The sequence below is a fragment of the Nocardia macrotermitis genome (assembly GCF_009604405.1).
Classification (GTDB): domain Bacteria; phylum Actinomycetota; class Actinomycetes; order Mycobacteriales; family Mycobacteriaceae; genus Nocardia; species Nocardia macrotermitis.
The window spans coordinates 103,243-123,658 of sequence record NZ_WEGK01000009.1; the positions used below are offsets into that span (position 1 = coordinate 103,243).

General features: G+C 66.4%; 18 protein-coding genes, 1 tRNA gene and 2 pseudogenes. 5 read left to right on the forward strand and 16 right to left on the reverse strand.

What is annotated here, in order from left to right; genetic code table 11:
- Positions 1-3: 3 nt before the first annotated feature.
- A complete protein-coding gene (locus NRB20_RS21110; RefSeq protein ID WP_319945206.1) occupies positions 4-912 on the reverse strand; it encodes an ABC transporter substrate-binding protein in 909 nt (302 codons plus the stop codon).
- A 148-nt stretch (positions 913-1,060) separates the two neighbouring features.
- Positions 1,061-2,140, reverse strand: a complete 1,080-nt coding sequence (locus tag NRB20_RS21115; RefSeq protein ID WP_319945207.1) for an isocitrate/isopropylmalate dehydrogenase family protein — start codon at positions 2,138-2,140, stop codon at positions 1,061-1,063.
- Positions 2,141-2,473: 333 nt separating this feature from the next.
- Between NRB20_RS21115 and trxA the strand changes: the two genes are divergently transcribed.
- Positions 2,474-2,848, forward strand: a complete 375-nt coding sequence (gene trxA, locus NRB20_RS21120) for a thioredoxin (protein WP_153411884.1) — start codon at positions 2,474-2,476, stop codon at positions 2,846-2,848.
- Between the two features lie 14 nt (positions 2,849-2,862).
- Here the strand turns inward: trxA and NRB20_RS39640 are convergent.
- The 9 genes and pseudogenes from NRB20_RS39640 to NRB20_RS21155 form a co-directional block, all read right to left on the reverse strand.
- Positions 2,863-2,964 (reverse strand): annotated as a pseudogene (locus NRB20_RS39640) (hypothetical protein); the annotation flags it as partial.
- Positions 2,918-3,352, reverse strand: a complete 435-nt coding sequence (locus NRB20_RS21125) for an alpha-isopropylmalate synthase regulatory domain-containing protein (RefSeq protein WP_153411885.1) — start codon at positions 3,350-3,352, stop codon at positions 2,918-2,920. The pseudogene NRB20_RS39640 and the gene NRB20_RS21125, both read right to left, overlap by 47 nt.
- 732 nt (positions 3,353-4,084) lie before the next feature.
- Positions 4,085-6,820, reverse strand: a complete 2,736-nt coding sequence (polA, locus tag NRB20_RS21130) for a DNA polymerase I (protein WP_319945208.1) — start codon at positions 6,818-6,820, stop codon at positions 4,085-4,087.
- Positions 6,821-7,054: 234 nt separating this feature from the next.
- Complete coding sequence (locus NRB20_RS38265) at positions 7,055-7,750, reverse strand: ABC transporter ATP-binding protein (protein WP_227833744.1); 696 nt, start codon at positions 7,748-7,750, stop codon at positions 7,055-7,057.
- A 240-nt stretch (positions 7,751-7,990) separates the two neighbouring features.
- Positions 7,991-8,902, reverse strand: a pseudogene (locus NRB20_RS38270) (ABC transporter ATP-binding protein); the annotation flags it as partial.
- Positions 8,903-9,017: 115 nt separating this feature from the next.
- The gene (locus NRB20_RS21140) at positions 9,018-10,253 is read right to left on the reverse strand and encodes a branched-chain amino acid ABC transporter permease (RefSeq protein ID WP_153411887.1); all 1,236 of its coding nucleotides are present in this window, start codon (positions 10,251-10,253) and stop codon (positions 9,018-9,020) included.
- Positions 10,250-11,284, reverse strand: a complete 1,035-nt coding sequence (locus tag NRB20_RS21145) for a branched-chain amino acid ABC transporter permease (RefSeq protein WP_153411888.1) — start codon at positions 11,282-11,284, stop codon at positions 10,250-10,252. Before NRB20_RS21145 ends, NRB20_RS21140 begins: the two co-directional genes overlap by 4 nt.
- Before the next feature lie 157 nt (positions 11,285-11,441).
- Complete coding sequence (locus NRB20_RS21150) at positions 11,442-12,647, reverse strand: branched-chain amino acid ABC transporter substrate-binding protein (RefSeq protein ID WP_319945209.1); 1,206 nt, start codon at positions 12,645-12,647, stop codon at positions 11,442-11,444.
- Positions 12,648-12,871: 224 nt separating this feature from the next.
- The gene (locus NRB20_RS21155) at positions 12,872-13,492 is read right to left on the reverse strand and encodes an ANTAR domain-containing response regulator (RefSeq protein ID WP_153411889.1); all 621 of its coding nucleotides are present in this window, start codon (positions 13,490-13,492) and stop codon (positions 12,872-12,874) included.
- A 207-nt stretch (positions 13,493-13,699) separates the two neighbouring features.
- Here NRB20_RS21155 and NRB20_RS21160 point away from each other — a divergent pair.
- From NRB20_RS21160 to NRB20_RS21175, 4 genes are all read left to right on the forward strand, one after another.
- Positions 13,700-13,786 (forward strand) — tRNA-Leu (locus NRB20_RS21160).
- A 211-nt stretch (positions 13,787-13,997) separates the two neighbouring features.
- Positions 13,998-14,516: a phenylacetaldoxime dehydratase family protein gene (locus NRB20_RS21165; RefSeq protein ID WP_153411890.1), complete on the forward strand. Its 519-nt coding sequence runs from the start codon at positions 13,998-14,000 to the stop codon at positions 14,514-14,516.
- Between the two features lie 145 nt (positions 14,517-14,661).
- The gene (locus tag NRB20_RS21170; RefSeq protein WP_153411891.1) at positions 14,662-15,288 is read left to right on the forward strand and encodes an arsenate reductase/protein-tyrosine-phosphatase family protein; all 627 of its coding nucleotides are present in this window, start codon (positions 14,662-14,664) and stop codon (positions 15,286-15,288) included.
- A gap of 153 nt (positions 15,289-15,441) precedes the next feature.
- A complete protein-coding gene (locus NRB20_RS21175; protein ID WP_319945210.1) occupies positions 15,442-15,804 on the forward strand; it encodes a hypothetical protein in 363 nt (120 codons plus the stop codon).
- A gap of 24 nt (positions 15,805-15,828) precedes the next feature.
- Here the strand turns inward: NRB20_RS21175 and NRB20_RS21180 are convergent, their stop codons facing one another.
- The 5 genes from NRB20_RS21180 to NRB20_RS39350 all read right to left on the reverse strand — a co-directional run bounded on the left by NRB20_RS21180 (position 15,829) and on the right by NRB20_RS39350 (position 20,320).
- The gene (locus NRB20_RS21180; RefSeq protein ID WP_153412067.1) at positions 15,829-16,644 is read right to left on the reverse strand and encodes an acyl-CoA thioesterase; all 816 of its coding nucleotides are present in this window, start codon (positions 16,642-16,644) and stop codon (positions 15,829-15,831) included.
- 82 nt (positions 16,645-16,726) lie between these two features.
- Positions 16,727-18,148, reverse strand: a complete 1,422-nt coding sequence (gene pyk, locus NRB20_RS21185) for a pyruvate kinase (protein WP_319945211.1) — start codon at positions 18,146-18,148, stop codon at positions 16,727-16,729.
- A gap of 81 nt (positions 18,149-18,229) precedes the next feature.
- Positions 18,230-18,898: an amino acid ABC transporter permease gene (locus NRB20_RS38275; RefSeq protein WP_227833727.1), complete on the reverse strand. Its 669-nt coding sequence runs from the start codon at positions 18,896-18,898 to the stop codon at positions 18,230-18,232.
- Positions 18,899-18,913: 15 nt separating this feature from the next.
- Positions 18,914-19,672 (reverse strand): amino acid ABC transporter substrate-binding protein, encoded by a 759-nt coding sequence (locus tag NRB20_RS38280; RefSeq protein WP_227833728.1) that lies wholly within the window; start codon positions 19,670-19,672, stop codon positions 18,914-18,916.
- Positions 19,673-19,837: 165 nt separating this feature from the next.
- Positions 19,838-20,320, reverse strand: a complete 483-nt coding sequence (locus NRB20_RS39350; protein ID WP_319945212.1) for a TM2 domain-containing protein — start codon at positions 20,318-20,320, stop codon at positions 19,838-19,840.
- Positions 20,321-20,416: the final 96 nt, after the last annotated feature.

The following is a 20,416-nucleotide window of genomic DNA, read 5'->3' on the forward strand; positions in this document are numbered from 1 at the left end:
GGATCAGCCCTTGGCCCCGTTGATGACCGACTTGGTGATCGCGCCCTGCTCGACGCCCCAGTTCTCGCAGATCTTGCGGTAGTCGCCGTCGTCCATCAGGTGCTGCACCGCGGCCTGCAGGACCGGTCCCAGCGCGGAGCCCTTGGCGACCGGCCAGCCATACGGCGCGGAGGAGAAGATCTGGCCGTCGGTCTCGATCTTGTCCTGGTTCTGCTTGACCGCGTAGGCGGTGACCGGCGAATCGGCCGAGAAGGCGTCGACCTGGCCCAGGACCAGCGCGTTCGCCGCGGCGGCCTGATCGTCGAAGGCGACGATATTGATCGCGGGCTTCTTCGCGTCGGTGCACGCCTTGCTCTTGGCCGGAAGTTCGTCGGTCTGCTGCACGGTGGTGCGCTCGACCGCGACCTTCTTACCGCACGCGTTGTTCGGGTCGATGGACGCGCCCTTCTGCTGCGCCCACTGACTGCCCGCGGAGAAGTAGTCCACGAAATCGACCGACTTCTCACGGTCGGTGTTGTCGGTGAACGACGACATGCCGACGTTGTAGGTGCCGGCCTGGATGCTGGGAATGATCTTCTCGAAATCGGCCTGCTGATAATCCGCCGTCAGCCCGAGGGTCGCGGCCACCGCGTCCATCAGATCCACATCGAAGCCGACGATCTTGTCCGAGGACGGATCGCGGAACTCGTTGGGCGAGTAGGGAATATTGACCCCGACCACGAGCTTGCCCGCCTGCTTCACCTGCGCCGGCACCTGCGCGGCCAGGGCGTCGACCTTGCTGACCTTCACCTTGGCCACCGCGGGGGTGGTGCTCTCGGAGTTCTTGGTACAACCCGTCAGCAGCAACGCACCACCGGCGACAACACATGCGGCCCGCAGGATGTACCCGCGAGCTCCGGATCGAACAGACACAGCAGCCCTCCATGTTTGGGTGAGCGATAACACGACATCGCTCGCCGTTCGAAATGTATGCGATTCGGACCGACTGTGCCGGTCGGTTACCGAAGGTTAATCCTCGCGGCGGCCGACGAGTTCCCATACACGCCGAATCCGAACCTTGTCAGCGCCGATGTACGCGCGCGCGAACCTGTTCGGTGAATTCTCCGGTGGAGGCGAGCCCGCCCAGGTCGGCCGTGGCGATACCGGCCTCGAAGGTCGCGGCCACGGCATGGTCGATGCGGTCGCCCGCCCGCGTCAGCGTCGGTTCCGAGCGATGAGATCCCAACCAGCGCAACAACATTGCCGTGGACAGTTGCAGCGCAGCCGGATTCGCGCGATTGTGCCCGGCCAGCACCGGCGCCGCGCCGTGCACGGCCTGGGCCATCGCCTGGGTGCGTGAACAGTTCAGCGAGGCCGCGGTGCCCAGTGAGGCGCCGAGCTCGGCGGCCAGGTCGGAGAGGATGTCGCCGAACAGGTTCTCGGTGACCAGGACGTCGTAGTCGCCGGGCGCGCGAACCAGGTGGGCGGCGGCCGCGTCGACGTGCTCGTCGTCCACCCGCAGGTCCGGATAGCCCGCGGCCGCCTCGTAGCAGACGTCGCGGAACAGGCCCATCGTCATGGGCAGCACATTGGCCTTGTGCACGATGGTCAGATGTTTACCGCGCGTCGCGGCCAACGCGCAGGCCTCGTGCGCGATCCGCTCGCAGGCGGCGCGGGTGATCACCCCGACCGACATCGCCACCTCGGGCGTCGGGCGGAACTCCCCCGAACCGGCGAACATATTGCGGTCGGCGTAGAACCCCTCGGTGTTCTCCCGGACGATCACCAGATCCATCTCCGGTGTCACCGCCCGCACCCCGCGGAAGGCGCGCGCCGGACGGATGTTCGCGAACAGCTCGAAACGTTTGCGGATCGCCCCGCCCGGCGGCGCGGACGCGCGGAATTCCGGTGCGTACGAAGCATTGTCGTGCGGACCGAGAATCCACCCGTCCAGTTTCGCCAGCGCGTCGAGCGTCACCAGCGGCAGCGGATCGTTGAATTCGTCGATCGCCCGCTGCCCCATCGGCAGCCGCACCCACTCCACCGTCGGCGCTCCCACCGCCGCCAACGCCTCGTCGGCCACCTCACGAGCCGCCCGCACCACCTCCGGCCCGATACCGTCCCCGTCGATCAACCCCAACCGAACCGTCTGCGCAGTCACCACCCCATCCTCGACCGCACGCCACCCCACCCCACATCCGGGTCAGCGCTCGGCCGTCCAGGCAACTTCGCAGCGCACCCGCCACCATCCACGAAAAGTCGTCTTACCGCCGCCAGAGTTCTTTGCGGCGTAAGCCGCTTCGCAAGGGTTGATCAGGCAAGGACATGGGTAACTTCCCGGGAACGCCCAAAGCCCAGCCACACTCCCGACCGCCGCCCCGACACGAAACCCCGAGGCACCCAACTACACGCTGAGGCCCGGAGAGGCGGGGGCCCGGAAGATTAACGTGGCGTTCTGCGTTGTACAGGGCGCTACCAACCACGAGAGGACCCCATGGCCACCCAGACATTGACCGCTCAGAACTTCGATGAGATCGTCACCGGAAACGACGTCGTACTCGTCGATTTCTGGGCCGACTGGTGCGGACCGTGTAAGCAGTTCGCACCCACCTTCGACAAGTCCTCGGACAAGCACCCCGACGTGGTGCACGGCAAGGTCGACACCGAGGCCGAGCAGAGCCTGGCCGCCGCGGCCAACATCAGCTCGATCCCGACGATCATGGCGTTCCGCGAGGGTGTGCTGGTGTTCGCACAGCCCGGCGCGCTGCCCCCGGCCGCCCTCGAGGATCTGGTCACCCAGGTGAAGGCGCTGGATATGGACGAGGTGCGCAAGCAGATCGCCGAGCAGCCGGCCCAAGAGGGCAAGTAGGCCCGCACCGGTCGCTACACACTGCTCGCCCCCGCCGCGAATACGCGACGGGGGCGAGTCGTATCGGTATCAGTTGGTGAACGAGTTGACGCCCGAAAGCATCGCTCGCACAGAGGATTCCGCGCTGTCGTCGGCAAGGGCGGCGCCCCAGCCGCGGCGGCCGTTGAACTCGCACCGGACGAAAGTCGCTATGCCCGAAGCGGTTTGCCGCTGGTGGAACTGCAGGATCTCGACCGGATAGCCCTCGTCGTAGAGGGCCGAGGTGAGCGCGGCCACCGGGTTGCCCGCGGACACCACGGTCCGCAGGTGATCGTTGAATTCCAGTGTGGCGGTGTAGGTTGCCGAGGCATGTCGATGCCCGGCGGGTATCCAGTCGCCGAGCTTGACCGGGCCCGCGAGATCGCAGTACCGCTCGTGGAACTCGGCGGGAGTCAGACCGTCGCTCTCGGCGCGCAGGGCGCGAGGGGCAGCGGTGATGAAGGCAGTGTCGATGGTCAGTGTCATGTGACTAGGTCTTCCCGAGGCGTGTCGTGTCCGATTGACAGAGGGGACCAGCGCAACAAAAAAGGTTCTACGGCCCGCAGCGAGGGGCCGGTCCGAATCAGACCCCGCTACGGCGGAGAACTACGAGCTCCACTAGAGCCCGACCGGTGAGGTCGGCAGCCACCACCGCGGTCAGCGGCATTAGCGCCGCACGGTCGCGGTCGGCGACATTGCGAGCGGCGCTGTGGCTAGCGGCGGGATTCGGCACGGCTTCGAGAATATGGACTGTTACCGCCGATAGCAACTACATGGGGGCGGAACCGATGGGTAACTTCGTCACAATCGTCCGTGAACGGCGTACCAACGCTCGACGATGGTCCCAGCAACCCGATCGACGTGGCAAAATCGGCGCGTGAGCATCCGAGACGGGTCGGCGGCAATCATCAGGCAATCTCGTTTGCGTGTCCGGTTCGCCGGGATTTTCCGGGAGTCGACGGGCCGATCCGATCCACTGTGTCACCGGGTTCCGACGTCGCCGCCGATGCGCCGATGACGTTCTCAGCGTTCTCGAAGGTCGCTATCATCCGGCCATAAGGCTGGCGACGCACGATAGATCTCGTAAGACCACATCGGGGCGGGCCCACCGGGCCCATCCGGACACGGCGCGAGCATGCGCCAACCGACTCCGTGGCCGCCGGGCGTCCCCCTCATCCGACCGGCGGCCACGGTTTTTCTTTGCGCTCTCCCCCGGCGCTAGTGCGCGGCGGCATCCCAGCTGTGCCCGACACCCACCGAGACCTCGAGCGGTACCGACAGCTCGATCGCCTTCGACATATGTTCGCGCGCAAGGGCTTCCAGCTGTTCGCGTTCGCCCGGGGCCACCTCGAAGAGCAGTTCGTCGTGAATCTGCAACAGGGTGCGCGAGGCCAGTCCGGCGTCCTTGATCGCGGCCTGCACATTGATCATGGCGACCTTGATGATGTCGGCCGCGGTGCCCTGGATGGGCGCGTTCAGGGCCATCCGCTCGGCGGCCTCGCGACGCTGGCGGTTGCTCGAATCCAGATCGGGCAGATAGCGGCGACGCCCGAACAGCGTCTCGGTGTAGCCGACCTTGCGGGCCTGTTCGACCGCCTCGTGCAGATAGTCGCGAATCGCGCCGAACCGGGAGAAGTAGACATCCATCTGTGCCTTGGCCTCCTCGGCGCTGATCTTCAGCTGCTGGGACAGGCCGTAGGCGGACAGACCGTAGGCCAGGCCGTAGGACATCGCCTTGATCCGGCGGCGCAGCTCCGGATTCACCTCGGTGATCGGGATGTCGAAGGCCTTGGAGGCGACGAAATTGTGCAGATCTTCGCCCGAGTTGAACGCCTCGATCAGACCCTCGTCCTTGGACAGATGCGCCATGATCCGCATCTCGATCTGGCTGTAGTCCGCGGTCATCAGCGATTCGCAGCCGGGCCCGACGACGAAGGTGTCGCGAATGCGGCGGCCGGTGTCGGTGCGGATCGGGATGTTCTGCAGGTTGGGCTCGGTCGAGGACAACCGGCCCGTCGCGGCGACGGTCTGATTGAACGTGGTGTGGATGCGGCCGTCGTCGGCGACGGATTTGAGCAGGCCGTCGACGGTGACCTTCAGCCGGGTCGCGTCGCGGTGCGCGAGCAGATGCTCCAGGAACGGATGCTGGGTCTTCTCGAACAGCGACTCGAGCGCGTCGGCATCGGTGGTGTAGCCGGTCTTGGTGCGCTTGGTCTTGGGCATCTCGAGCTCGTCGAACAGCACCACCTGCAACTGCTTGGGCGAGCCGAGGTTGATCTGTTTGCCGATCACCCCGTAGGCCGCGCTCGCGGCATCGGCGACCCGGTCGGCGAATTCGGATTGCAGTTGCTCGAGTTCGGCCACGTCGACGGCGATACCCGCCTCCTCGAGTTCGGCCAGCACACCCAGCAGCGGCAGCTCCATCTCGGTGAGCAGCCGGGTGGACTCGATGCGCTCCAGCTCCGCTCCCAGCGCCTCGGCCAGATCGGCCACCGCGCGGGCGCGCAGGATCTCGGTCTGGGCCAGTTCGGCGTCGACCGAACCCTCCTCGTCGAGCAGGGACAGCTGCGGTTGCTCGTCGGACTCCACGCGCAGCTCGCGGGACAGGTAGCGCAGCGACAGATCGTCCAGATTGAAGGTGCGCTGGCCCGGACGGACCAGATAGGCGGCCAGCGCCGTATCGCTGACCAGCCCGGCCAGCCGCCAGCCCCGCCCGCGCAGTGCGTGCATGGCCGCCTTGGCCTCGTGCACGACCTTGGGGACCGCGGGATCGGCCAGCCACGCGCCCAGCGCCGCCTCGTCCTCGGGGGTCAGGGCCACCGCGTCGAAATAGCCGCCCTCACCGTCGGCCGCGGAGATCGCGATCGCGGTGACGTCACCGTGCACCGGGGTTCCGGTGCCGACCACCGAAATACCGTGGCGCACACCGGTTTCGGCGTGCTCGGCCAGCCAGTCGGTGACGGCGCCGGGCTCGATCGCTCCACCGCTGATCTCGAATCCACCGTCGGCCTCGGGCTCGGGTGCGGCGAGGGTGTCGAACAACCGGTCGCGCAGCACCCGGAATTCCAGATCGTCGAACAGCTGATGGATCTTGTCCCGGTCCCACGGCTGCTGCGCGAGCTGATCGGGGGTGTAGGGCAGCGCGACATCCTTGACCATCTCGGTCAGCTGCCGGTTGAGCACCACACTGGACAGGTTGGCGCGCAACGCATCTCCGACCTTGCCCTTCACCTGATCGACGCGCTCCACCAGCGTGTTCAGATCGCCGTATTCGCGCACCCACTTGGCCGCGGTCTTCTCCCCCACGCCCGGGATGCCGGGCAGGTTGTCGCTCGGGTCGCCGCGCAGGGCCGCGAAATCCGGGTACTGGGTCGGGGTCAGGCCGTATTTCTCCTGCACCGCCTCGGGGGTGAAGCGGGTGAGCTCGGAGACGCCCTTCTTCGGGTAGAGGACCGTGACGTCGTCGTTCACCAGTTGCAGCGAATCCCGGTCACCCGTGACGATCAGCACCCGGAAGCCCTGCGGCACAGCCTGAGTGGTCAGGGTGGCGAGCACATCGTCGGCCTCGTAACCGTCGATCGCCATCACCGGGATACCCAGCGCGCCCAGCACCTCCTTGGTGATCTCCACCTGACCGCGGAACTCGTCGGGCGTCTGCGAGCGGTTGGCCTTGTACTCCGGATACGCCTCGGTGCGGAAGGTCTTGCGGCTGACGTCGAACGCGGCCGCGACATGGGTGGGCTTCTCGTCGCGCAGCAGGTTGATGAGCATGGCGGTGAAGCCGTACACCGCGTTGGTGGTCTGCCCGGTGACCGTCTTGAAGTTGTCCGCGGGCAGGGCGAAGAACGCGCGATAGGCCAGCGAATGCCCGTCCAGCAACAACAGGGTCGGCCGCTCGCCGTCGGAGGCTGCGGGCACGGTGCTCGGGCGCTGATCGCTGGTGGCTGAAGTCACGGCACAGAGTCTAGGGACAGCCACCGACAAGAGTTGCCGGACCTCCACATCTCCGGCTCCGCTGCGCTCCGGCGCGAACCCACCGCATCGAAGCGGGCCGACAACAGCGTTCGCGGCCCGGCTCGCCGTTCGGACGCGTGGCGGGTGCGAGGAACGAGTACCCGACACGGGGCCGAACGGCGAGGCTCAGGGGGCCGCGAACCCGCCGGAGCGGAGCGGAGGCCGAAGATACAGCTATGCGACGCCCAGATACGCCGATTTGACCGCCGGATCGGTCAGCAGCGCGCGGCCGCCACCGGTCATGGTGATCTCCCCGGTCTCCAGGATGTACGCGCGATGCGAGCGGGTCAGCGCCTGCTGCGCGTTCTGCTCGACCAGCAGCACCGTCGTGCCGTTGGCATTGATCTCGCTGATGATCCGGAAGATCTGCTGGATCACCATGGGCGCCAGACCCATCGACGGCTCGTCCAGCAGCAGCAGCTTGGGCCGGGCCATCAGCGCGCGCCCGATCGCGAGCATCTGCTGCTCACCACCGGACATGGTGCCGCCCACCTGCTTGCGGCGTTCGGCCAGACGCGGGAACAGTTCGAAGACCCGATCGAGCGTCTGCGCGTATTCCGCCTTCTGCTTGAACGGCCGTGCGTGACAACCCATGTCGAGGTTCTCCTGCACGGTCATCCCCGGGAACACACCGCGGCCCTCGGGGGCCTGGATCAGTCCCGCGTTGACCCGTTCGTGCGCCCGCATCCTGCTGACGTCCCTGCCCTCGAACGTGATCCGCCCGCGGCTCAGCGGCAGCAGTCCGGACAGCGCCCGCATGGTGGTGGTCTTACCGGCGCCGTTCGCACCCAGCAGGGTCACCAGCTCACCCTGTGCGACCTGGAGCGAAATCCCGTGCAGCGCTTGGATTCTGCCGTAGCCGACGACCATGTCCTCGACCGCCAGCAGCGGTTCGGAGCCGCCGAATCCGGTGTGCTCGGTGGTGAGCGCGCTCGGTGACACCGCGGCGGTCTCCGGCCGCCGGAACGCCACATCGGGCCCCTGGTCGTCGGTGACCGGGTAGGGATCGCCGTCCCGGTAGACCGGCAGTACCGCGGTATCGGCCGCCGCGTCCGGATTCACGAACACCGACGGCGCGGATTCGTCCGCGGCGTCGGCGATGATCTCCGCCGCCTCGTCCTCGTCCGGCACACCCAGATAGGCCGCGATCACGGCCGGATCCTCGCGGATCTGCTCGGGCAGCGCGTCGGCGATCTTGCGCCCGAACTCCAGCACCACGATCCGGTCGGTCACACCCATGACCAGCCGCATATCGTGCTCGATCAGCAGCACGGTGAACCCGTCGTCGCGGATCTTGCGGATCAGATCCATCAGCGCGGACTTCTCGCTCGGATTGAATCCCGCGGCAGGCTCGTCCAGGCACAGCAGCTTCGGCTCGGTCGCCAGCGCGCGGGCGATCTCCAGCCGACGCTGATCGCCGTAGGACAGATTGCGCGCCTTCTCCACCGCGCGCGGCGCGATGCCGACGAACTCCAGCAGCGCCATACCGCGTTCGACCGCGTCCCGCTCCTCGCGACGATGCCGAGGGGAACGGAACACCGCACCGGGCACCGAGGTGTGGTGCCGGGCGTCGGTGCCGACGACCACGTTCTCCAGCGCCGTCATCTCCCCGAACAACCGGATGTTCTGGAAGGTCCGGGCGATGCCCAGGCGAGTGATCTGATTGCGCTTGGTCTTGGTCAGCGGTTTGCCGTCGAAGTACACCGTGCCCGCCGTGGGCCGGTACACGCCGGTGATGGCGTTGAAGCAGGTCGTCTTGCCCGCGCCGTTGGGCCCGATGAGGCCGAGGATCTCGCCGCGACGGATCTCGAAACTCACCGCGTCCAGCGCCGTCAGACCACCGAACCGCATCGTCAACCCGTCGGTGCGCAGCAGTGGCTCACCGACCGCGGTCTGGATGTCCCGGTGCGGCGCAACGACTTCCGCGACGGTCTCGGTATCGGCCAGGTCCGGAATCACCGCACCGATGTCGACCACACCGGCCTGCCCGACCTCCGGTTCGCGCGCGTATCCGGCCCGCATGTCCTCGTTGTCGAACAGCGCGCCACCCTCGCCCGGCCCGCTCATGCCATGTCCTTTCGCGCATGAGCGGGGCGCTGCGTGGTTACGCTCCGCTGCCTCCTCCGCGCCTGAACACTCATGCGCCAGCTCCCGTCGCCTCGGTGGCCTGCCCAGGCCGCCGCACCGCTCGATACACCTGCCGGGAGTAGGTGAGCAATTTCTGCCGCGCGGGGAACAGCCCCTGCGGACGGAAGATCATCACCACCACCAGCGTGAGACCGAAGAACAGATATTTGAAGTCGCCCAACGACTGTCCGCCGACGTTCACCGACATGAACCGGTTCGGCAGGTACACGATCAGGAACGCGCCGACGATCACGCCGAGCTTGTTGCCCTGACCACCCAGCACCACCGCGCACAGGAACAGCATCGAGTTGATGACGTTGAATCCGGTCGGGTTGATGAACTGCACCTGACCGGCGTACAGCGCGCCGGACAGCCCGCCGACCGCCGCGCCGATGGTGAACGCCCACAGCTTGAACTTGAAGGTGGGCACGCCCATGATCTCCGCGGCGTCCTCGTCCTCGCGGATCGCGACCCAGGCACGGCCGACGCGGCTGCGCTCCAGGTTGCCGACCAGGATCAGCACCACGACCACCAGCAGCATGCCGATCCAGAACCACCAGACCCCGGAATTCGCGCGGTCCAGCAGATTCCCGGAATTCCGATCGCCGAGGTTGCCCGACGAGAAGTAGCCGCCGGTATGGGTTTTCGACTCGCCCAGATGCGGATACGCGATACCCGCCAGGCCGAGACTGCCGTTGGTGACCCCGCCCAGGTTGTCGGCGAGCAGACGCACGATCTCACCGAATCCGAGGGTCACGATCGCCAGGTAGTCACCGCGCAGCCGCAGCGTCGGGGTGCCCAGGATCAGGCCCGAGGCCGCGGTCGCCAGGATCGCCAGCGGCACGCAGACCAGCCACGCCCATTTCGAATCGAAGACACCGGAATTCGAATGGAACGGGCTGTTCGGACTGGTCAGGATGCCGACCGTATACGCGCCGACCGCGTAGAAGCCGACGTAGCCCAGGTCCAGCAGACCGGTCTGCCCGACCACCACGTTCAGGCCGATGGCGATCAGCGCGTACATCGCGAACTGCGCCATCACCCCGCCGAAACTCGTTCCGGGAGTGTCGATCCCCGGCGGCGGGAACAGTGCGATCAGCCCGAGCACGATGACCGCGGGCACCCCGACCGCCCATTGCGCGGGCCGGGACAATCCGCCCCACCAGCCGCGAATCGCATCACCCACACCGCGCGGACGCGGTTGCGGCGCAGTGGACGTCACCGGAACCTTCGTAGCCTCACTCATACTCGGGCCTTTCCGAGACTCTCACCCAGAATGCCCGTGGGACGCAGCATCAGCACCGCCACCAGCACCACGAACGCGACCACGTCACGCCACTGGGTACCGAACAGGATCTGGCCGTAATCCTCGGCCAGGCCCAGCAGCAGACCACCCAGCAGCGCACCGCGCAGGTTGCCGATACCACCGAGCACCGCGGCGCTGAATGCCTTGACGCCCAGGATGAATCCGCCGTTGAAGACGATGCCCTGCGGCACCTTCAAGGTGTAGAGCGTCGCGGCGGCGCCGGCGAGCAGGCCGCCGATGAGGAAGGTCAGCATGATGACCCGCTCCCGCGAGACGCCCATCAGCGTCGCGGTGTCGGGATCCTGCGCGACCGCGCGAATGGCACGGCCGAACTTCGTGCGGTTGATCAGGATCTCGGTGAGCGCGGCCAACGCGACCGCGGCCAGCACGATCACGATCGCCACATTCGTCACCGAGGCTCCGAACAGGGAGAACTCCTGTTTGGGCTCGACCAGTTTGATCGGCTGCTGCGGATTGGTGCCGCCCAGCCCGGTCACGAATTTCGGCAGCACGTAGTGCACGAACTCCTGCAGCACGAACGACATGCCGATCGCGGTGATCAGGAAGATCAGGGGTTTCGCGCCGCGCTTGCGCAGCGGCCGGTAGGCGACGCGCTCCAGGCCGACGGCGGTCGCACCGGACACCGCCATGCCGATCAGCATCGCCACCAGCAGGTAGACGACCGTCAGCAGCACGCCCTGGGAGTAGGCGTTCCCACTGGCGGTGAATCCCAGCAACTCCAGTCCGACATACTGTCCGAACATGCCGAGCATGAAGACCTCGGAATGGGCGAAGTTGATCAGCCTCAGGACGCCGTAGACCAGGGTGTAGCCGACGGCCACCAGCGCGTAGATCGCGCCGTAGCTCAGCCCGTCGACGGTCAGCTGCCAGAACTGGTCGACCACCCCGGAAATGTTGAAATCAATGGTCCCGGCGTACAACGCCGGATCCGCCAATGCGGTTACAGACATTCGACACTCTCGTCATCGTGGGAAACAGCGTGCCCGGGTCCCGGTGCGGACCGCCGGAGCGGAAAACACGGGTGCCCCGCCAAGGTGATGGCAGGGGCGTGCACCGGGACGAGGGTTCGCCTCCCGGTGCACGCTGTTGCCGATACGGGGTTGGTCCCTACTTGACCTGGTACATCCAGATCAGAGCGTTCGACAGTTCGCCCGTGCTGTCCCACTTGTAGTGACGCGCCAGGCCCTGGCCGTCGTAGTTGCGCACGTAGTCGAGGATCTCGGGACGGGTGACCTTGCCCGAGTCGATCGCCTTCAGCACGATCGTGGTGAGGTCGTACGCCTCGACCGAGTACACGCCCGGGTCCTGCTTGTTCAGCGCCTTGTACTCGGCGGCGAAGGTGTCCGGAGCCGGACCACAGGGGCAGGACAGCAGTGCGCCCTTGGCCGAATCGCCCGCCTGCTTGACGAACTGCGGGTCGTTGGTGCCGTCGTCGGAGACGAAGGTCGCGGTGACGCCGGCCGAGTGCAGCTGCTCGACGAGCGGCGCGGCCTCGGCGTAGTACCCGGAGTAGAAGATCGCGTCGGGCTTGGCGGCCGACACCTTCGAGACGGTCGCGGCGAAGTCCTTGTCACCGGTCTTCACCTGAGCCGCGCAGGACTCGTCGGCGGCCGAACCGAGCGCCGCGATGACCGACTTGGCAAGGCCCACACCGTAATCGGAGTCGTCCTGCACCACGCAGATCTTCTTGAAGCCGCCCGCGCCGGTCAGGTAGTTCGCGACCGAGGGGCCCTGCAGGTCGTCGTTGGCCAGACCGCGGAAGAAGGTCTTCCAGCCGTTCTTGGTCAGCGAGGCGTTGGTGGCCGAGGAGGTCAGCGCGGGCAGGCCGGCGTCGCTGATGATCTGGCCGGTCGCCTTGGTCTCACCGGAGAAGGCGGGACCGATCAGGGCGCTCACCGACTGGTCGCTGATCACCGTCGGGATGACCTGGCTGGCCTTCTGCGGATCGCCCTCGGTGTCGAACGGCTTGAGCTGCACCTGGCAGGCCGGGTTCGCCGCGTTGTGCTTCTGGAGGGCCAGCTTCACGCCGTCCTCGATGTTGATGCCCAGTGCGGAGTTCGCACCGGTGAGCGCACCGGCCATCGCGATCGCGGTGGTGGCGGCACACTTGGCCTTACCGTCGCCGGCGGGGTCGGCGGCCTTCGCGGTACCCGTCTGGGTCACCGCCTTGCCCTGCTTGTCGACCTGCACCAGCGATTTGATCGACAGCCCGGCTCCGCTGTCACCACCGGCGTTGTTCGACGTCGTTTTGCTACTGCAACCGGCCACGGCCAGTACGGCCGCCGCCCCGATCGCCAACGCACCGCGAACCACGCGAGTCCGCGTGGTGCTCCGCGTTATTGAACCAAGCACGATTCACCTCTATGTTCTTCTGTTCTCCCGGGGTTGCCGGGAGAGCCGACCATGTCGGCCAAGCACAGAACATAGCGTTGTGACGTTAGCTCCGCATCACAATCGGGCCTCCGACACTCCTTCGATCCCGAATATTCGTCAAGATCGTGTTTCCACCGTGTTAATCCATAGCAAATACATCGCTACTACGACTTGGGTGCGAGGTTCTCCAAAACGACCTCGGCAACCGCCTTCATCGTCGTGCGACGGTCCATCGCGGTGCGCTGAATCCACTTGAACGCCTGCGGCTCCGAAAGCCCCTGCGTCTGCATCAGCACACCCTTGGCGCGCTCGACGAGTTTGCGCGTCTCGAGCCGCTCGGACAGGCTCGCGACCTCGCTCTCGAGCGCGCTGATCTCGTGGAAACGGCTGGCCGCGAGTTCGATCGCCGGCACCAGGTCGGATTTGGTGAACGGCTTGACCAGGTAGGCCATCGCCCCCGCGTCGCGGGCCCGCTCGACCAGGTCACGCTGGCTGAATGCGGTCAAGATCACAACGGGCGCAACACGATTGGTCGCGATCTCCGCGGCGGCGTCGATACCGTCGCGACGCGGCATCTTCACATCCATGATCACCAGATCGGGCCGCAGCTCACCGGCCAGATCGACCGCCTGCTGGCCGTCGCCCGCCTCACCGACGACCTCGTAGCCCTCCTCGGTGAGCATCTCCACGAGATCCATCCGGATGAGTGCCTCGTCCTCGGCCACGACCACGCGCTTGGCGGCGGTCGCCCCATCCTTCTTCACGCCCCCTGTTGACGTTCCCATTCACAGACCCCTCGTAATCCGATGCCGATACCCGATGCTCCGATACAGTCCGACGCCGCCCTCGACGGACCGCAACGCTACGCATCCGAGTTCCCGCAAGCGTACCGTTCGACGCCGTCCAGAACCCACCTACCCAGCGCGAATCGGGGCAGTATCACACCGATTCGGTTCTCGGCGGGGTCACCGGCTATGATTTTCAACCGGTGCGCCGAGTTGGCGGAACAGGCAGACGCGACGGTCTCAAAAACCGTTGTCCGAAAGGACGTGTGGGTTCGAGTCCCACACTCGGCACCAAGCGGAGCACGGCTTCCCCCCTTCTCATCGGCACCTCGCCAACTCTTCCGCACACAATCGGCAAACCGCCGGGCAATCGGCAGCGGCTCGTTCGGAATATCCGCCGAATTTCACGAGCCCCGCGAATCACCGCGATCGAACCGATCACCCGCGTATTACGTGCAAACACGACAGGGGTCGTATCCGGGCCCCGCTCGTCAGGAGGTCGCGAATGCGCGTGAATCGACTCACCGCGGATCTGTCCGAATATCCGGATCTCGTCGTCATCTATCTCGGGATGCGCGTCCGGACGCCGCGGGGCATGCTGCGCCTGCTCGGGCTGGGCCCGAAACTCTATCGCGCACACCACGATCGGCCCGACGGACTGCTGCTGCACGAGGATCTGATCTGGTCGCTGTTCCCGCCGCACTGGGGCGCGCGGCAGTACTGGCGGGACCTGGACAGCCTGGAGCGCTGGACCCGTTCGGCACCGCATCGTGACTGGTGGCAGCGTTTTCTGCGGGACTCCGGCGGGACCGGATTCTGGCACGAGGCGTACTTCCTGCGCGGCGGCATCGACACCATGTACGACGATATGACCACTCCGGCCGGACTCGCCCGGATCGCGCCGACAGTGGCGATGCGCGGGCGGCTGTTCTCCACCCGCGGCCGCGTCGAGGACGCCGATCCGAAGGCCGCGCCCGTGATCGACGAAAACACTTTTTACCGAAAAGATTCCGACCGGAAATAATTCATCGAGTTCCACGTCGTGCAGCGATTCACAAGCAAACTGTTCTCACGCGACTCGCTACACCAAAATGAACATCTGGCGAAAATGGCGAATTTCCGCTATTGCGCTCTTCTCGTCGCGCCCGCGGGCGCATACCGTACCTGCCATGCATGTCCTGTTCGTCTGCACCGGCAATGTGTGCCGCTCGGTGATCGCCGAACGCCTCACCCGCGCCCTCGCGGACGAGCACGGACTGTACGAACTCACCGCGGAGAGCGCCGGAACCCGCGCCCTGGTCGGATTCGGCGTGGAACCGCTTGCGGCGCAGACGATCACCGGACTCGGCGGGAACGCCAGCGGATTCCGCTCCCGGCGCCTGAAACCGGAGCTGGTGGATCGCGCCGATCTGGTCCTGGCCATGACCGAACAGATCCGCGACGACATCGTCGCGCACGTCCCCGGCGCGCATCCCCGCACCTTCACGCTGTTGCAGGCGCACCGCATCGCCAAGGTCAGCGGCGCGCGCACGGTCGACGAGATGGACCGTGCCCGTAACGATCTGGCGCTGGTGGGCCGGGAGAACATCGCCGATCCGGTGGGCCTGTCCCCGCAGAAGTACTGCGAGATCGGCGACCAGATCGCCGAAACCCTCGCCCCGCTGCTGCTGTGGATGTGCATGCCCGTCGGGCGCAACACCGACGAGCGCGGCCGTCCGCGTCTGGTGGTGCTCCCCGGCGGGCGGCAGGATCACCCGCCGGTGGTCGACGAGACTCGAATCGACCGACAGGCCTGAGCAATTCGCGCCGACGCACCCGTCGACGGCCCGGCTCCCCAATTCGCGCGGGAGCGACTACACTGCCGGGCGAATGGCTCTGCCGAAGGTTCGACACAAGAACAGGACTCAGACATGCCGAAACGCATTTCGGATGTTTCTCTCCATGTTTACGTGACACCCGAGACGCTCGATCGGGTCGTGGCCACCGTCCGCAGGGTGGTCGACCAGCACGTGGCCGATCGCGACCTGTTCGCCTGGCGGTTCACGCTGCCGGTCGAACCGGACCAGCCGGACCACGCGATGCTGGAAACCCAATGGAGACTGGATAATCCGGACCAGGACCCGGGCGATCGGCGCACCTACGAGATCGCCGTGAGCCTGGTCGGTGACGCGAAACTGCTCACCGGGGCGAATCTGGCCCAGCTGGAGACCCGCCTCATGCTGTCCCTCTCGACGCAGGACGCGGTCCCCTACGAGATCCGCACCCTGCATCGGGAGAGTTTCGATCTCGAAGAGAACCGCGAACTGATCTGAAACGTATTCGGCCGGTCCGGGGGTTCAGCGCCGGGCCGGGAAGTGCCGGATGACCCCCTCCTGGACCACCGTCGCCAGCAATTCCCCTGCGCGAGAATAGAAGTGGCCCATGGCCAGGCCGCGCTGCCCGGCCGCGACGGGCGACTGGGTGGCGTACAGCGCCCAGTCGTCGAAGCGGAACGGACGGTGGAACCAGATGGAGTGGTTCACCGTCGCCGCGACGATGCGGTCGAAACCCCAGGACAGCCCGTGCGTGGTGATGATCGAGTCCAGCACCGTGGTGTCCGACGAATAGCCCAGCGCCGCAACGTGAATCAGCGGATCGTCGGGCAGGGTGCCATCGGCCTTCATCCACACCCGGTTGTGGTTGAGGGTCTCACCGGTGCCCTTGAGGATCCACGCCGGATCGTTGGTATACCGCATATCGATCGGATGCGGGGCCTGCACGAACATCTGCAACCGGTCCTCGAGGCCCTCGAAGGACTCCTCGACGCGCGGCAGCCCGTCCGGGTCGGGCACCTGCGGCTGCGGGGTGGCGTGCTCGAGCCCCTTGCCGTAGTCCTGGAACGCCGCCAGCATGACGAACAGTTCCTGATCGTCCTGATAGGCGGTCACCGTGCGATTGGCGAACGCGCGCCCGTCGCGGTGCCGCTCGACCCGGTATTCGATCGGCTTCTTCACATCGCCGCCACGCACGAAATGCGCGTTGACCGCGTGCACCGGACGTTCGGGACCCACGGTCCGACCGGCGGCGATGATCGCCTGAGCCACCAGCTGCCCGCCGAAGGTCCGACTCCACACCTTCTCCGGATGCTGGCCGAGGAAAACGTCCTCACCCATCTGCTCGAGGTCCAAAAGACCGAGCAGAATATCCAGATCACCAGTACCCGTAGACACCGACTCGCCCAGTGAAGCACTCAACTCAGTGGTCCTCCTCGCCTATGCGGTGCACGTGAATCAGGTTGGTGGAACCGATGGTTCCCGGCGGCGACCCGGCCACGATGACCACCAGATCGCCCTTGGCGTACCGATTCAGCGACAGCAGTTCCTTGTCGACCTGACCGATCATCTCATCCGTGGTGCGCACCATCGGCACGATGAACGTCTCCACGCCCCAGCTCAGCGAGAGCTGGCTGCGCACCTCCGGCAGCGGCGTGAACGCCAGCAGCGGCAGCGGGGTGTGCAGGCGGGCCAGCCGACGCACGGTGTCGCCGGACTGGGTGAACGCGACCAGCGCCTTGGCGTTGAGCCGCTCGCCGATATCGCGCGCGCCGTAGGAGATGACGCCCCGCTTGGTGCGCGGCACGTGCGTCAAAGGCGGTACCCGCGTGGAGGTTTCGGATTCCACGGCGTGCACGATGCGGGCCATCGTGCGGACCGTCTCGATCGGGTACTCGCCGACCGAGGTCTCACCCGAGAGCATCACCGCGTCCGCGCCGTCCAGCACCGCGTTGGCGACGTCGGACGCCTCGGCGCGGGTCGGACGCGAGTTGGTGATCATCGACTCCAGCATCTGGGTCGCCACGATCACGGGTTTGGCGTTCTCCCTTGCCATCTGGATGGCGCGCTTCTGCACCAGCGGCACCTGCTCGAGCGGCAGCTCCACGCCCAGATCGCCACGCGCGACCATGATCGCGTCGAAGGCCAGCACGATCGCCTCGAGGTTGTCGATCGCCTCGGGCTTCTCCAGCTTGCCGATCACCGGGACGCGGCGGCCGACGCGATCCATCACGTCGTGCACCAGCTCCACGTCCGCCGGGGAGCGCACGAAGGACAGCGCGATGAAGTCCACGCCCAGCTTCAGCGCGAACTCCAGATCGGCAATGTCCTTGTCGGACAAGGCCGGAACCGACACGTCCATACCGGGCAGCGAGACGCCCTTGTTGTTCGAGACCGGGCCGCCCTCGGTCACCCGGCACACCACGTCGTCGCCCTCGACGCGCAGTACGGTCAGGCCGACCTTGCCGTCGTCGACCAGCAGGCGGTCGCCCGCCTTGGCGTCGGCGGCCAACTCCTTGTAGGTGGTGGACACGCGGTCGTGGGTGCCCTCCACGTCCTCGACGGTGATGCGCACCTCCTCGCCGGTGGCCCACATCGTCTTGCCCTCGACGAACCGGCCGAGCCGGATCTTGGGGCCCTGTAGATCGGCGAGGATGCCGACGGCGCGACCGAGCTGGTCCGCGGCCTTCCGCACCTTTTCGTAGTTCTCAGCGTGATCGGCGTGTTCGCCGTGACTGAAATTAAGCCGGGCCACGTCCATGCCGCTTTCGACAAGTTCGCGGAGCCGGTCCTCGGAGGCTGTGGCCGGCCCGAGGGTGCATACAATCTTCGTCCGTCGCATCACGGCTCGAGCCTAGTCCTGCTCAGTGCACTTCGCCGAGTGGGCATACCCTTCGCTATCAATAGGACGGACGTATGATCCGGCTCACCCCGCGAGATGTCTGGCCAACCGCGTTTCGACACGAGTTTGCGCAAATCCGAGCACCAGACAGATGATCCAGTAATAGAGTGCGGCCACTCCGTAGAGGGCGAAGAAATCGAAGGTCGGGGCGGCCGCCAATTGCGCCACTCGCAACAACTCGGTTACCAGGATCGTGGAGGCCAGCGAGGTGTCCTTCACCAACGAGATGAGGGTATTGGACAAGGGCGGCACCGCGATTCGCGCGGCCTGGGGCAGCACGATCAACCGCAGCGTCTGCGGATACGACAGCCCCAGCGCCTCCGATGCCTCCCACTGCCCGCGATCGACCGACAGGATCGCCGCCCGAATCACCTCTGCCGCATAGCCACCCACGTTGAGGCTGAACGCGATCACCGCCGCGGGGAACGGATCGATGACGATGTTCAACTCGGGCAGCGCGTAGAAGACGATGAACAACTGCACCAGCAGCGGCGTGCCGCGGATGACCGAGATGTAGAACCGCGCCACCGCCGCGACCACCCGCACCGACGACATCCGGGCCAGCGCCACGAACAACGCCAGCACCAGGCCGACGACGAAGCTGATCGCCGTCAGCGGCAACGTCTTGGTGACCGTCGCGACGAGCATCGGCTCGAGGTTGTGCCGGATCAGGTCCCAGGTCGCGGCGTCCATGGATCGGCGACCGGCCTATTTGCTGACGTCGGTGCCGAAGTACTTCTCGGAGATCCGCGCCAGCGTCCCGTCCGCGCGCAACTTCGTCAGCGCGTCGTTGATCCGGCCGATCAGCGCGCCGGAATCCTTGCGGGCGGCGAACGCCTGCTTGCTGGTGTCGCTGGTCTTCACCGCGACCCGCACGGCGGTGTCACCGGTCTTCTTGGTGTACTCCCCCACCGCGAGCGTGTCGTTGACCGTGGCATCCACCCGGCCCTGTTTCAGCAGCTGGATCGCCTGGACGAAACCCTCCACGGCCTCGACCTTGCAGCCCGCGGCCGCTGCCACCTGACTCCAATTGCTCGTCGAGGACTGTGCGCAGGTCTTGCCGCGCAGATCGGAGGTCGCGTGCACCGAGTTGTCGTCGGCGCGGGTGACGATGACCCCCTCGGAGGTGGTGTAGGGATCGGACAGCGCGTACTTCTGCTGCCGATCGGCGTTCACCGTCACCTGGTTGGCGACCAGATCGAACCGCTTGGAGGTGAGACCGGCGAAGATCGAATCCCAAGGGGTCTGGGTGAATTCGACCTTCTTGCCGAGTTTGTCGGCCACCGCCTGCGCGACCTCGATGTCGTAGCCGGTCAGCTTGCCGTCGCTGCCCTGATAGCTGAACGGCGCGTAGGTGCCCTCGGTGCCGATCTTCAGGACATTCGGATCGCTACTGCCGCTGCACCCGGCGGACATCCCGGCCACGGCGGCGAAGGCGAGTACGGCGGCGAACAGCTTGCGGCGCAATGGATTACCTCTCCGGCAGACGGGCCCGTCGAGTCGAGCCCGAGCAGACAGAACCGGCACAGCCTACGGCATCCGCGCACGACGTTCGCAGTATTACGCTCGCGACGAGCCGAATTCCCCGCCGGGTGTCGCCGGTCGTTCGCGCCGTCGGGTCGCCGATGTGCGTCAGCTGTCCTGTAGCGGACGACCGTAGGTGTCCGGGACGTTGCCGATGAAGATCATGATCGCGTCGATGAGCGGCCACAGGCCACCCAGCCCGCAGGTGAAGATGGTGACCAGCAGCTGCGCGACGGCAATTCCGTTGTAGCCCAGGTAGAACCGGCCCGCGCCGAAGCCGCCGAGGAACAGTTGCAGCAGGCCCGCCACCAGTTTCGACTTGTCCGAATAGGGCATGCCGTACATGTCGCGGCCGAACGGCGCCTGCGGATCGAACCCGGCGGGCTGGCCGTACATGGCGCCCGGATAGCCCGGCTGCGGGTATCCGCCAGGTTGCTGATAGCCCGGCTGCTGCCCGTACACCTGCTGGTTGTACGGATTGGACTGGCCGTACGCGTCCTGCGGGCCGGGCTGCGGCTGCCCGCCCATACCGGGACCGGTGCCCGGTGCGCCGTACTGCGGCCCGTACCCGGGCTGATAGGGGTCGGTCACTGCCGCACCTCGCCGTATTCGCTCATCTGTCCTCCTGGTCGGCGGGCCGTGCCGCGCCGGTCTGTCTCATCCCGCCCGCCGGGTGGCGGATCGGCT

Coding starts and splice junctions, on each gene's coding strand:
- NRB20_RS38265 (WP_227833744.1), bottom strand. CDS start 7,750: ATGGTCGTCGGCTACGGCAGAATCCAAGCGCTGCACGGGATTTCGCTC.
- NRB20_RS21145 (WP_153411888.1), bottom strand. CDS start 11,284: ATGTCTGTAACCGCATTGGCGGATCCGGCGTTGTACGCCGGGACCATT.
- NRB20_RS21170 (WP_153411891.1), top strand. CDS start 14,662: ATGCATGTCCTGTTCGTCTGCACCGGCAATGTGTGCCGCTCGGTGATC.
- NRB20_RS38275 (WP_227833727.1), bottom strand. CDS start 18,898: ATGGACGCCGCGACCTGGGACCTGATCCGGCACAACCTCGAGCCGATG.
- NRB20_RS21165 (WP_153411890.1), top strand. CDS start 13,998: ATGCGCGTGAATCGACTCACCGCGGATCTGTCCGAATATCCGGATCTC.
- NRB20_RS21125 (WP_153411885.1), bottom strand. CDS start 3,352: ATGACACTGACCATCGACACTGCCTTCATCACCGCTGCCCCTCGCGCC.
- trxA (WP_153411884.1), top strand. CDS start 2,474: ATGGCCACCCAGACATTGACCGCTCAGAACTTCGATGAGATCGTCACC.
- NRB20_RS21155 (WP_153411889.1), bottom strand. CDS start 13,492: ATGGGAACGTCAACAGGGGGCGTGAAGAAGGATGGGGCGACCGCCGCC.
- NRB20_RS21140 (WP_153411887.1), bottom strand. CDS start 10,253: ATGAGTGAGGCTACGAAGGTTCCGGTGACGTCCACTGCGCCGCAACCG.
- NRB20_RS21180 (WP_153412067.1), bottom strand. CDS start 16,644: ATGGGTGAGGACGTTTTCCTCGGCCAGCATCCGGAGAAGGTGTGGAGT.